12 protein-coding genes are annotated in these 12,535 nt (G+C 68.9%); 8 read left to right on the top strand and 4 right to left on the bottom strand.

Features of this window, described 5'->3' with window-relative positions; genetic code table 11:
* Positions 1-6: 6 nt before the first annotated feature.
* From J0J01_RS04710 to J0J01_RS04700, 3 genes are read right to left on the bottom strand one after another with little or no spacing between them, the layout of a single operon-like run.
* Positions 7-960: an acetyl-CoA carboxylase carboxyltransferase subunit alpha gene (locus J0J01_RS04710; RefSeq protein WP_296379056.1), complete on the bottom strand. Its 954-nt coding sequence runs from the start codon at positions 958-960 to the stop codon at positions 7-9.
* 6 nt (positions 961-966) lie between these two features.
* Complete coding sequence (locus J0J01_RS04705; RefSeq protein WP_296379055.1) at positions 967-1,941, bottom strand: site-specific tyrosine recombinase XerD; 975 nt, start codon at positions 1,939-1,941, stop codon at positions 967-969.
* Entirely contained in the window at positions 1,938-3,410 is a 1,473-nt protein-coding gene (locus J0J01_RS04700; protein WP_296379054.1) for a hypothetical protein, read from the bottom strand. The genes J0J01_RS04705 and J0J01_RS04700 overlap by 4 nt, the downstream gene beginning before the upstream one ends.
* A gap of 283 nt (positions 3,411-3,693) precedes the next feature.
* On the opposite strand from J0J01_RS04700, the gene J0J01_RS04695 reads away from it, so the two are divergent.
* The 4 genes from J0J01_RS04695 to J0J01_RS04680 are packed head-to-tail and all read left to right on the top strand — an operon-like array spanning position 3,694 to position 7,382.
* Entirely contained in the window at positions 3,694-4,260 is a 567-nt protein-coding gene (locus tag J0J01_RS04695; protein WP_296379053.1) for a shikimate kinase, read from the top strand.
* A complete protein-coding gene (gene aroB, locus J0J01_RS04690) occupies positions 4,257-5,375 on the top strand; it encodes a 3-dehydroquinate synthase (protein ID WP_296379052.1) in 1,119 nt (372 codons plus the stop codon). Before J0J01_RS04695 ends, aroB begins: the two co-directional genes overlap by 4 nt.
* Positions 5,376-5,380: 5 nt before the next feature.
* Positions 5,381-6,685 carry an HlyC/CorC family transporter gene (locus tag J0J01_RS04685; protein WP_296379051.1) on the top strand — a complete coding sequence of 435 codons (1,305 nt, stop codon included), beginning with the start codon at positions 5,381-5,383 and terminating at the stop codon, positions 6,683-6,685.
* Positions 6,686-6,734: 49 nt separating this feature from the next.
* Positions 6,735-7,382 (top strand): DUF2889 domain-containing protein, encoded by a 648-nt coding sequence (locus J0J01_RS04680; protein WP_296379050.1) that lies wholly within the window; start codon positions 6,735-6,737, stop codon positions 7,380-7,382.
* 115 nt (positions 7,383-7,497) lie between these two features.
* Here the strand turns inward: J0J01_RS04680 and J0J01_RS04675 are convergent, their stop codons facing one another.
* Positions 7,498-7,773, bottom strand: coding sequence for a BolA family protein (locus J0J01_RS04675; RefSeq protein WP_296379049.1), 276 nt, complete (start codon positions 7,771-7,773; stop codon positions 7,498-7,500).
* A 47-nt stretch (positions 7,774-7,820) separates the two neighbouring features.
* Here J0J01_RS04675 and J0J01_RS04670 point away from each other — a divergent pair, with 47 nt between their 5' ends.
* The 4 genes from J0J01_RS04670 to J0J01_RS04655 all read left to right on the top strand — a co-directional run bounded on the left by J0J01_RS04670 (position 7,821) and on the right by J0J01_RS04655 (position 12,532).
* Complete coding sequence (locus tag J0J01_RS04670) at positions 7,821-8,393, top strand: J domain-containing protein (protein ID WP_296379047.1); 573 nt, start codon at positions 7,821-7,823, stop codon at positions 8,391-8,393.
* Between the two features lie 123 nt (positions 8,394-8,516).
* On the top strand, positions 8,517-9,521 hold the full coding sequence (gene cobS / locus J0J01_RS04665; RefSeq protein ID WP_296379046.1) for a cobaltochelatase subunit CobS: 1,005 nt from the start codon (positions 8,517-8,519) through the stop codon (positions 9,519-9,521).
* A gap of 10 nt (positions 9,522-9,531) precedes the next feature.
* Positions 9,532-11,460, top strand: coding sequence for a cobaltochelatase subunit CobT (gene cobT, locus J0J01_RS04660; RefSeq protein ID WP_296379045.1), 1,929 nt, complete (start codon positions 9,532-9,534; stop codon positions 11,458-11,460).
* A 67-nt stretch (positions 11,461-11,527) separates the two neighbouring features.
* Positions 11,528-12,532: an esterase-like activity of phytase family protein gene (locus J0J01_RS04655; RefSeq protein WP_296379044.1), complete on the top strand. Its 1,005-nt coding sequence runs from the start codon at positions 11,528-11,530 to the stop codon at positions 12,530-12,532.
* Positions 12,533-12,535: the final 3 nt, after the last annotated feature.

Below are 12,535 nucleotides of genomic sequence, written 5' to 3'. Positions count from 1 at the left end.
ACGGGGCTAGAGCCCCTTCTTGCCCATGGCGAGGAACTTGTCCTGGCGCTGCCGGCGCAGCGTGTCGGAATCGAGGTTGCCGAGCTGCTCGAGCGCGCTGGACACGGCCTTGCCCACCGTATCGATCGTCTCGTCGGGCGCGCGATGGGCGCCGCCCATCGGCTCGGGGATGACCTCGTCGATCACGTCGAGGCGCTTGAGGTCCTGGGCGGTGACCTTCATCGCCTCGGCCGCCTCCTGCGCCTGGGCGTTGGAGCGCCACAGGATCGAGGCACAGCCCTCAGGCGTGATCACCGAATAGACCGCGTTCTCCAGCATGAACACCTTGTCGGCCGAGGCGATCGCCAGGGCGCCGCCCGAACCGCCCTCGCCGATCACCACGCTGACCAGCGGCACGCCGATCGCGAGGCAGGTGTCGATCGAGGTCGCGATCGCCTCCGCCTGGCCGCGCGCCTCGGCATCGAGGCCGGGATAGGCGCCCGGCGTGTCGACCAGGGTCAGCACCGGCAGCCTGAAGCGGTCGGCGAGCTTCATCAGCCGCTGCGCCTTGCGATAGCCCTCCGGCCGCGGCATGCCGAAATTGTGCTTGATGCGCGAATCGGTGTCGTCGCCCTTCTCCTGGCCGATCACCACGACGCTGCGGCCGCCGAGCCGCCCCAGCCCGCCGACGACGGCGAAGTCCTCGCCGAAGGCGCGGTCGCCGGCCAGCGGCTGGTAGTCGGCGATCAGCCGGTCGATGTAGCGCTGCGCATGCGGCCGCTCGACATGACGCGCCACCAGCACCCGCTGCCACGGCGTCAGCTTGGCATAGGTCTGGCGCAGCAGCTTCTGCACCTTGTCCTGCAGGCGCATCACCTCGTCGGCGATGTCGACATCGGCCGAGTTGGGAAGGTGCCGCAGCTCGGCAATCTTGCTTTCGAGCTCCGCGATCGGCTTCTCGAAATCGAGATACGTCGTCATGCGCGGCTAGCTCTCGCCCGGCTCCCGGGTTCTGTCAACCGGCCGCCGGCGGCGCTTGGCCAGCGGATGGTGGTCCTCGACCAGGGCGCGCAACTTCTCCGGCACGACGTGGGTGTAGATCTGTGTCGTCGCAATGTCGGCGTGGCCCAGCATCAATTGCACGCTGCGCAAGTCCGCGCCGGCCTCGAGCAGGTGGCTGGCGAAGGCATGGCGCAGCACGTGCGGCGAGACCCGCACCGGATCGATGCCCGCGGCCAGCGCCGCTTCCTTCAGGAGCTGCGCAAAGCGCTGGCGCGTCAGATGGCCTTCGCGGCCGCGCGACGGGAACAGGTGGCGCGACTTCTCGCCCTCGCCGAGCGAGGCTGCCCGTGTGCGCAGCCACTTGGCGATCGCCGCGCGCGCCGGATCCGAGAGCGGCACCTGGCGCTCCTTGTTGCCCTTGCCGCGCACCAGCAGCATGGTCGGATCGCGCTCGGCCGCCGCCACCGGCAGGCCGACCAGCTCCGACACGCGCAGGCCCGAGCCGTAGAGGATCTCCAGCAGGGTCTCCATGCGACCGCCGTCGCGGCCTCTGGGCTTGGTCTGGGCCTGCGCCGCCTCGATCAGGCGATCGACCTCGACGCGGGTCAGCACCTTGGGCAGCGGCCGGCCGAGCTTGGGCGAATCGAGCGTGCTCGCCGGATCGTCGTCGCGCATCCGCTCGGCCAGCAGGAAACGGTAGAACTGGCGCAGCACCGACAGCCGCCGCGCCACGGTGCGCGGCGTCATGCCGACATAGTCGAGCGCCTTCAGGTAGGCGCGCAGCGCCGCGGCATCGGCCATCACCGGCTTCTGCTTGCGCCGCGCCAGGAAGGTCTGCAGGTCGTCGAGGTCGCGCCCATAGGCTTCGAGCGTGTTGCGCGAGGCGCCGCGCTCAGCCTCGAGCATCTCGAGGAAGGCCTCGACCTCGCGGCTGCGCTCGACAGGTTGTCTTTTTTTCACAGGCCGGCGGCGATCGCGACTTCGATCGCGAACTGGCGGGCCGATTCATCCTCGCCGACGATGCGCAGGCTGCGCACGATGGTGCCGACCGCTGCGGGATGCAGCGACTCGAGCGGCAGCTCGCCCAGCGCCAATGCCGCCAACAGTGCCGTTTCGGCGCGGCGACGTCCCGACGCCGCGGCCTGCAAGGCCTGCAGCGTCGCGGCCGGTGGTGCAACCAGCCGCACGCCGGTTGGCTGCTCGGGCAGCGGCGTGGTGCCCGCCGGCACGTCGATGCCGGTGGCGCGGAACAGCTCGAGCAGCAGGTTGCCGCGCCACGGCGCGCGCGCGGGATCGTCGCGCCGAAGCACGCCGTACCAGCGGTTGACCGTCTCGACCGGCAGGCTGCGCGGATTGTCGATGCCGGCCACGGCGACCAGCGGCATCAGATGGTCGAGCGCTGCGATCGTCACCGGGTCGTTCTTGTTGAGCGCATTGTCGACCGCGAGCTTGACCCACGCTTCGGTCAGCTTCTTGTCGCCCAGGAGAAGGAATCCGCGGATCGCCTCCTGTGCCACGTTCGCGAATTGCGGCTGCGGCGACAGGCGCAGCAGCCCGGCTGCGGTGGCGCGCGCGATGGTCGGGAACAACGGGCTGTTGCGGGTCTCGGCATAGACCGCGGCGATCGACTGGACGATCTCGGGGCCTGTGGTTGCGTTGCTGACGGCCGCGACCAGCTGCGCCCGCCGCGCCATCGGTCCGGGCAAGGGGACGTTCTCGCGCACCGCCTGGACATAAAGGTCGCTGAGCCGCGTCGCCTCGATGATGGCGCCCGCCTCGCCGCGCTCGGCGACCTCGATCCGCGTCTGCAGCGGCAGCGCCTTGTTGGCGACCAGCGCGCGCATCATCGGCGGCTGGCTCGACTGCAGCGCCGACGCGGGCAGGCGCGCGCCCGACGCGCCGACCATCGCCAGGGCCGGGCCGTCGAGCACCGCGGTCGACACAGCGCCATCGGAGCCGCCCTGGCAGGCCGCCGTCGCGCGGCGGCCGAACGGCTCGGTCATCGGATGGCTGGCGGCGATGGCGCAGGCGCCGCCGCGCTCGCCGGCCATCATCAGGGCGTTGACGGTGGCGGCGGCGATCGCCGGATCCTCGTAGCCGCCGGCGGCGCGCACCATCTCGTTCAGGCTCTCGCCCTCGCCCATGGCCGCGAGCTTGTCGACCTTGCGCGCGAACAGGGCCGGCGGCGGGCCGCCGTCGCCCCCGGGCGTCACCAGCTCGCTGACCAGCACCTTGAACTGCAGGTCGCGCAGCGCGCGGCTGCGCGGCGCCGGGGACAGCGCCGACACCAGCCGCTTGGCCGTGGCGAGCGACGTGCCGTTCCAGGCGTCCGGCGGCATGCCGCCGGTGGCCGGACGCAGAAAGCCTGTGGGGAAGTCGTCGAACTGGGCCTGCGCCGCTGCCGGCACGGCGCCTGCAAAGAGCGCCAATACGAGCAGACTAGCGCGAGAAACGTTCATTGGGGACCGGCACCTCGAAATGCTTGATCGGGGGGCGCGGCTCGAAGACGGCCAGGGCCACCGCGCCGATGGCCACGACGCAGACCACGAGGATGATCAAGAAGGGCCCCAGACGGAAGGTCGGCAGCTGAGGTTTGGGACGGAACAGGGGCACGCGGCGCAAACTACCCGTCCTCCCTAAAGGCGGCAATCGCCGCCGGCCGGTCGCTTGAAACAGGCGACGGAATGGGCGACATGCAGAGACACTGACCTCATGGACTCCTCTTCCCCTCCTCTTTCAGTACCGCGGACCGTCGCCCTGGTCGGCCTGATGGGCGCCGGCAAGAGCGCCATCGGCAAGCGGCTGGCGCTCCGGCTCGGCCTGCCGTTCGTCGACGCCGACGACGAGATCGAGCGCGCGGCCGGCTGCTCGATCGCGGAGTTCTTCGAGCGCTTCGGCGAGACCGAGTTCCGCAACGGCGAGCGCCGCGTGATCTCCCGCCTGCTGGCCGGCCCGGCGCACGTCCTGTCGACCGGCGGCGGCGCCTACATGGATGCCGAGACGCGCGGGCTGATGCGCGCGCACGCCATCACCGTCTGGTTGCGTGCCGACCTCGACGTGCTCTACGACCGAGTGAAGAAGCGGACGCACCGGCCGCTGTTGCGCCAGGGCGATCCCCGGGAAATTCTCGAGCGCCTGATGAACCAGCGTTACCCCGTCTATGCCGAAGCCGATGTCGTGGTGGAATCGACCGCCCAACCTGCCGAAGTGACGACCGACCAGGTGCTGGAGGCGCTGCGCCGCCATCTCGAGCCGCAGGCGGCAGGAGCCGCGGCATGACCACCGTCTCCGTGAGCCTCGCCGGCCGCAGCTACGACATCCTGATCGGTCCCGGCCTGATCGATCGCGTCGGCGACCTTAGCGCCGGCCTGCTGCCGTCGCGGCGAGTCATAGTTGTGACCGACGAAACCGTCGCACCGCTCTACGGCGCGCGCGTCTACGAGGCCTTCAAGAAGGCCGGCATCGCGGCGACGCTCGCCATCCTGCCGGCCGGCGAAAGCAGCAAGGCGTTCGAATCGTTCGGCGAGCTGATGAACGCGCTGCTCGACCAGCGGCCCGACCGCAAGACGACGCTGGTAGCGCTGGGTGGCGGCGTGGTCGGCGATCTCACCGGCTTCGCCGCAGCTACCCTGCTGCGCGGTGTCGATTTCATCCAGATACCGACGACCCTGCTGGCGCAGGTCGATTCGTCGGTCGGCGGCAAGACCGGCATCAACACCCGCCACGGCAAGAACCTGATCGGCGCTTTCTACCAGCCGAAGCTGGTGCTGGCCGACACCGACGTGCTCGACACGTTGCCCAAGCGCGAGCTGCTGGCGGGCTACGCCGAGGTCGCCAAGTACGGCCTGATCGACGATCCCGATTTCTGGACCTGGTGCGAGACCAACGGCGCCGCCGTGCTGTCGGGCGATGCCGCCAAGCGCACCTATGCCATCGAGCAGAGCTGCCGCGCCAAGGCGCGCATCGTCGTCGCCGACGAACGCGAGACCACCGACCTGCGCGCGCTGCTCAATCTCGGCCACACTTTCGGTCATGCGCTGGAAGCCGAGACCGGCTTCGGCCCCGACCTGCTGCACGGCGAAGCCGTGGGGGCCGGCATGGCGATGGCCTTCGACCTCTCGGCCGCGCTCGGCCTCTGCCCCGCGCCGGATGCCGTCCGCGTGCGCAAACATCTGGCAGCGATCGGGCTGCCGGTGCGACTGCGCTCTATCGGCGGCGACAACTATCGTTCCTGGGACGCCGGAAAGCTGATCGAGCACATGCGCGGCGACAAGAAAGCCGAGGCAGGCAAGCTCACCTTCATCCTGGCGCGCGGCATCGGCAAAGCCTTCGTCAGCCGCGACGTCAAGGAAGCGGACCTGCATCGCCTCCTCGACCAGGCGATCGCCGCCTAGCCCCCATGGAACACGAAATCGCGCTTCATCTGCCGCTGTGGCTGGCGGGCCCGGCGGTGCTGCTGTGCCTGGCGCTCAGCGCCTACATGTCGGCCGCCGAGACGGCGATCACCGGCGCCTCGCCGCCGCGCATGCACCGCCTCGCCCAACAGGGCAACAAGCGCGCGGCGATGGTCAACCGCCTGCTCGAACGCAAGGACGAGGCGGTGAGCGCCGTGCTGCTGGGCAACAGCGTGATGAACATCCTGTCGGCGTCGCTGACCACGGCGGTGCTGACGGCGATCTTCGGCGCCGCCGGCGTGGTCTATGCGACGGTGATCGTCGGCATCCTGGTGGTGGTCTTCGCCGAGGTGATGCCCAAGACCTGGGCGCTGCTGCGGGCCGACCGCATGGCGCTGACCCTGGCACCGTCGATCCTGTTCAGCCTGTCGCTGCTCGGACCGGCGGCGCGCGCGGTCGCCTGGATCAGCCGTGTGTTCCTGCGGGCGATGGGCGTGCGCGTCGATCGCAAGCCCGACGCCGAGGAGCATGCCGAGCTGCTGCGCGGCGCCATCGAGATGCACGGCAGCGACCTCACCGACACCGACGCGCCGGCCGAGAAGGCGATGCTGCGCTCGGTGCTCGATCTCGGCGACCGCACGGTCGGCGACGTGATGACCCATCGCGGCAACGTCGTGCTGATCGACGCCGACGGCCCGCCCGATTCGATCGTGTCGCAGATGCTGGCGGCGCCCTACACCCGCATCCCGCTCTATCGCGGCGAGGCCGACAACGTGATCGGCGTCATGCACGCCAAGGACCTGTTCCGCGCCGTGCGCGCGGCCGGCGGACCGGCCGGAGTCAAGATCGACGACATCATGACGCCGCCCTGGTTCATCCCGGAATCGACGATCCTGTTCGACCAGCTCGAGGCGTTCCGCCAGCGCCACGAGCACTTCGCCATCGTGGTCGACGAGTACGGCGCGCTGCTCGGCATCGTCACGCTGGAAGACATCATCGAGGAGATCGTCGGCGACATCGAGGACGAGCACGACGCCATCCGCCGCGGCGTCATCCGGCGCGACGACGGCACCTTCGTCAGCCAGGGCGACGTGCCGATCCGCGACCTCAACCGCGAGTTCGGCTGGGAGCTGCCCGAGGACGTCGCCATCACCATCGCCGGCCTGGTGCTGCACGAGGCGCGCCGGATCCCGGAAGTCGGCCAGATGTATGCATTTTACGGCTTCAGGTTCGAAATTCTGAAGCGCGAGGGCACTCGCATCGCCGAGTTGCGCATTGTCCCCCCGGCCGCCATACAGGCCGCCAACTAGGGTCCGTCAGACGGCCCCCTGCTGAACCGATTTCCGAGAGGGTTTCACCATGCCGCTTTCGCCGCCGGTTGGGCGACAGCATCTGCACACGCGTAAGGTCACCTGCCAGGGTTTCTACCGCGACGACGGCCTGTTCGACATCGAGGGCCGGATCACCGACGAGAAGACCTACGAGCATGCCAACGAATGGCGCGGGCCGCTCAAGCCCGGCGACCATGTCCACGACATGTCGATCCGCCTGACGCTCGACCACCGCTTCACGATCGTCGATGTCGAGGCGGTGACCGACAGCTCGCCCTACCGCATCTGCGGCGACATCACGCCCAACTTCAAGAAGCTGATCGGGCTGCGGATCGGCGCCGGCTTCACCCGCGCGGTGCGCGAGCGGCTGGGCGGCGTGCATGGCTGCACCCACCTCGTCGAGCTGCTGGGCCCGGTGGCGACGACAGCCTTCCAGACCGCCGGCTCGCGCAAGGTGCAGGAGCTGCAGACGGCGCATCGCCTCAAGATCGGCAAGCCGCCTGCGCCGCACGATCCCGCCAAGCCGCAGCGCAGGCCGCACATGATCGACAACTGCCACGCCTGGGCCTCGGACGGCGCAGTGACGAAGCGCTGGGTGCCGCAGTTCTACACCGGCCCGGACGCCGAGGCGGTGCGGGACGCGGCAAAGGGCAAGGAAATCGAGCTCGACGGCTAAGTCATTCTCCTCTCCCCCGCTAGGGGGAGAGGTTGGGTGAGGGGGTTGCGCACGATCTTCGAAGCCCCCTCACCTAGCCTCTCCCCCTAGCGGGGGAGAGGAATATGAAGCGAGACTACTTGTCTTCGCCCGGCGTCAGGGTCGTCAGCGCGAGCGCGTGCAGGCCGGCGGCGAGCTCATCCTTCAGGGCCTCGTAGACCAAGCGCTGGCGGGCGACGCGGTTCTTGCCTTCGAAGGCGGCCGACACGATTTCGACACGGAAGTGCGATTCGCCGCCCTCGCGGTAGCCCGAATGGCCGCGATGGCGCGACGACTCGTCCTCGATATTGAGCCGTGTCGGCGCGAACCGCGTCCGAAGCTTGTTGTCAATCGCGTTTGCGACCGCGCCCATCGCTTGCCTCCCTTGCCCGCCCATTGCGTTGAACACATATTAATCCGATGTCGCGACGGCGAGCCAAACCTCTGACGACGGAAGGCGTGCAGACCTTCGAAAGGGTCTGCGAGGCGCCGGGCTGCCGACTGGCCGGCGCGTATCGTGCGCCGTTCGCGCGCGACAAGCTCGACCTGCATCGCTGGTTCTGTCTCGAGCACATCCGCGAATACAACAAGCGCTGGGACTACTTCGCGGGCCTTGACGCCGACGCGATCGAGCAACACATACGGGCCGACACCACCTGGCGTCGTCCAGTCTGGCCGCTCGGCGGCCGGCGGTCGAACGGGCCGCGCATCCATGACCCGCTCGACCTTAGCAACGAAGCCGGGCTGTTCGAGAAGCCGGCGCCCAAGATGGATGGCAGCGAGCAACTCACGCCGGCTGAACGCAACGCCATGGGGGTCCTTGAACTTTCATGGCCGCTGACCCGGGCGGTCGTGAAATCTCGTTACAAGGAACTGGTCAAGATCCACCATCCCGATGCCAATGGCGGCGACCGGGAGGCGGAAGAAAAGTTGAAGGAAATCAACGCCGCCTATTCCACCCTGCGGGCGTCGGAGCACCTGCCCGCGGAGTAGCCGCCGAGCAATTAGCCCTGTTCAGGGCAGCCACGGCAATTGGTCGCTTGCGGTGCACAAACCGGCCTGCGACTATAGCATGTGAGCCCGCAATTTGGCGGGCTTTGTATTGTAGGACACGTGATGGCTTCCACGACGACCGCGGCCCGGCAGAACGTTTCGGGCATGCCGGATATCAAGGTTTCCGCCCGCCAGCTGTTCGGCATCGACACCGACATGGAGGTTCCGGCCTTCTCCACCGCGACCGAGCACGTGCCGGCGATGGATGAAGCTTACCTCTTCGACCATGACACCACGATGGCGATCCTCGCCGGCTTCGCCTTCAACCGACGCGTCATGGTCCAGGGCTATCACGGCACCGGCAAGTCGACCCACATCGAGCAGGTCGCGGCGCGCCTCAACTGGCCCTGCCTGCGCGTCAACCTCGACAGCCACATTTCCCGTATCGACCTGATCGGCAAGGACGCGATCGTGCTGCGCGACGGCAAGCAGGTCACCGAGTTTCGTGAAGGCATCCTGCCGTGGGCGCTGCAGAACCCGACCGCGCTGGTGTTCGACGAGTACGACGCCGGCCGCGCCGACGTGATGTTCGTGATCCAGCGCGTGCTCGAGGTCGACGGCAAGCTCACCCTGCTCGACCAGAACAAGGTGATCCACCCGCATCCGTCGTTCCGCCTGTTCTCGACGGCCAACACCGTCGGCCTCGGCGACACGACCGGCCTCTATCACGGCACGCAGCAGATCAACCAGGGCCAGATGGACCGCTGGTCGATCGTGACGACGCTGAACTACCTGCCGCACGACCAGGAAGTGAACATCGTCGCCGCCAAGACGCCGACCTACGACACCGACGACGGTCGCAAGATCATCTCGGCGATGGTGGCGCTGGCCGACCTCACCCGCGCCGGCTTCATCGCCGGCGACATCTCGACCGTGATGTCGCCGCGTACGGTGATCACCTGGGCGGAGAACGCGCGCATCTTCGGCGGCGACATCGGCTTTGCCTTCCGGCTGACCTTCCTCAACAAGTGCGACGAGGTCGAGCGTTCGACGCTCGCCGAGTACTACCAGCGCTGCTTCGGCAGGGAGTTGCCGCCGTCCAGCGGCAAGGGCGGCAAGCTGCACTGACGAGGGCCTGATGGCCAAGGACACCACGCCGATCGAGGAGTTCCGTCGGGTCACCGCGACCACGATGCGGGCGATCTCGAAGAAGGACGTCAACGTCTCGTTCGTGCCCGACGGCGGCTCGCTGCTCGGGCAGGAAGCGCGCATCACCGTGCCCGCCCGCGACCTCCCCGTGGAGGACGTGAGCCGCGTGCGCGGCGAGGCCGATTCGATGGCGCTGAAGCTGCGCCATCACGATCGCAAGATGCACCTGCGCCGCGTGCCGCGCGGCGAGACCGCCCGGGCGATCTTCGAGGCGGTCGAGCAGGTCCGCGTCGAGGCGCTGGGCGCCCGCCGCATGGCCGGCGTCGCCGACAACCTTTCGGCCCTGTGGCGCCAGCGCTCCGACCAGCGCGGCCATGCCCGGGTCAAGAACAAGGACGATGCGCCGATCGCCGACGTGATCAGCCTGATCGCGCGCGAGCAGCTTCTGGGCGCGCAGCCGCCCGAGTCGGCCAAGGCGATGGTCGACATGTGGCGCGCCGACGTCGAAGCCGCCGCCGGCCGCGACTTCCAGAAGCTCAAGGAGACGCTCGGCAACCAGGACGCATTCGCGCGCGCCGCGCGCCAGCTGATCCGCGACCTCAAGCTCGGCGACGAATCGTCGGACCTGCAGGACGAGGACCAGGAGGACAGTCAGGACCAGGAGAACGCCGACGGCCAGTCGAACGAGACCGGCGACGACCAGAGCGATTCCAGCGAGAGCCAGGGCTACGGCGCCCAGGGCGAGGAAACCGAGGACGCGTCGGAGCAGGAAGACGCCTCGGAGACCACCGCCGACCAGGCCCAGACCGAGATGCAGATGGGCTCGGGCGACGAGGAGGAGCCGGGCCGCGCCGAGCGTCCGTGGCTGCCGCCGGGAGCGCTCAGCAACGAGCCGCTCGGCCAGCAGTACCATCCCTACACGCAGAAGTTCGACGAGATCGTCGACGCCGACCAGCTGTGCGACGCCGAGGAGCTCGGCCGCCTGCGCAACCATCTCGACCAGCAGCTCAACCATCTGCAGGGCGTGATCGGCAAGCTCGCCAACCGCCTGCAGCGCCGGCTGATGGCGCAGCAGAACCGCTCCTGGGAGTTCGACCTCGACGAGGGCATGCTCGATGCGGCGCGGCTGACGCGCATCGTCACCAACCCCATGCATTCGCTGTCCTACAAGGTCGAGAAGGACACCAACTTCCGCGACACCGTGGTGTCGCTGCTGATCGACAATTCGGGCTCGATGCGCGGCCGGCCGATCACGGTGGCGGCGATGAGCGCCGACATCCTGGCCCGCACGCTCGAGCGCTGCGGCGTCAAGGTCGAGATCCTGGGCTTCACCACCCGCGCCTGGAAGGGTGGCCAGAGTCGCGAGCAGTGGCTCGCCGCCGGCAAGCCGGCCAACCCGGGCCGCCTCAACGACCTGCGCCACATCATCTACAAGCCGGCCGACGCGCCGTGGCGACGCGCCCGCAAGAACCTCGGCCTGATGCTGCGCGAGGGCATCCTCAAGGAGAACATCGACGGCGAGGCGCTGTTGTGGGCGCACAACCGCCTGCTGCCGCGCACCGAAGAGCGCAAGATCATGATGGTGATCTCCGACGGCGCGCCGGTCGACGATTCGACGCTGTCGGTCAACCCCGGCAACTACCTGGAACGCCACCTGCGCGACGTCATCGACTGGATCGAGACGCGCTCGCCGGTCGAGCTGATCGCCATCGGCATCGGCCACGACGTCACGCGCTATTACCGCCGCGCCGTCACCATCGTCGACGCCGACCAGCTCGGCGGCACGATGATGGAGCAGCTCGCCTCGCTGTTCGACGAGGAGGACCAGAAGGACGCCCGCGCCGCGCGCGAGACCCGCCGGATGGCCCGCAACATCGCCAAGGCGACGAAATCGGGCGGCGGCAAGCGCGCCGCCTAGCTTCGCCTCACCTCGCCCTCGCTGCGCTCGCTCCTCAGGATGAGGGAGTGTGCTAGAAGGGCGCACGATGCGCCCTTTTCTCCGCTCCTTTCTCGGTCTCTGCCTGCTCGCCGCGGCCTGTGCCGGCGCGCCGCCTGCCACGCCGGTCGGCGCCCAGCCGCTGCCGCTCGAGATCCGCTCCCAGCCGCTGACGCTGAAGCTCGACGAGCCGTCGCTCACGCGGATCGGCAAGCTGATCTGGCGCGGCGGCATCTCGATGACGGCCAATTCGCCGAACTTCGGCGGCTGGTCGGACCTGCAGGTCTCGCCCGACGGCCGCACGCTCTGGAGCATCTCCGACGTCGGCAGCTGGCTCACCGCCACCATCGACTATGACGCCGACCGCAACCTGGCGGGCCTCAGCCACGGCACTATCGGCTCGCTGCGCGGCCTCGACGGCCGGCCGCTGACCGACAAGATCGCCTCCGACGCCGAGGGCATGGCGCTCCTGCCCGACGGCTCGTGGCTGGTTTCGTTCGAGCGGCGCCACCGGATCTGGCGCTATCCGACGCTCGACGGCACGCCGACGGAGATCGACCTGCCGGCCGACTTCCGGCGGCAGCCGGAGAATGGCGGCATCGAGGCGCTGACGGCGACCGCCGACGGCACGGTGATCGCGATCAGCGAGGAATATTCGGTGACTCCCGGCGAGCTGGTCGGCTGGATCGGCAAGCCGGGCGCCGATGGCCGCTACGGCTGGCAGACCTTCCGCTACGCCAAGCTGCCGGACTTCAACCCGACGGCGATCCGGCCGCTGCCGGACGGCGGCTTCGTGCTGCTGGAGCGCGCCTTCGACATGGCGCGCGGCGTGCGCATCCGCATCCTCCAGGTCGACGCGGCGGCCGTCCAGCCCAGCGCGCTGGTCACGCCGCGCGAGCTGGCGCGGCTGGCGTCACCGCTGGCGGTCGACAATCTGGAAGGGATCGCGGCCACCAGGGGCCCGCGCGGCGAGACGCTGCTGTGGCTGATCTCGGACGACAACTTCAACGCGCTGCAGCGCAACTTGCTGCTGCTGTTCGAGCTGGAGAAGTAAGCC

It is taken from the genome of Reyranella sp., assembly GCF_017305915.1.
In the GTDB taxonomy this organism is placed as follows: domain Bacteria; phylum Pseudomonadota; class Alphaproteobacteria; order Reyranellales; family Reyranellaceae; genus Reyranella.
This window is presented reverse-complemented; position numbering and strand designations above follow the sequence as displayed.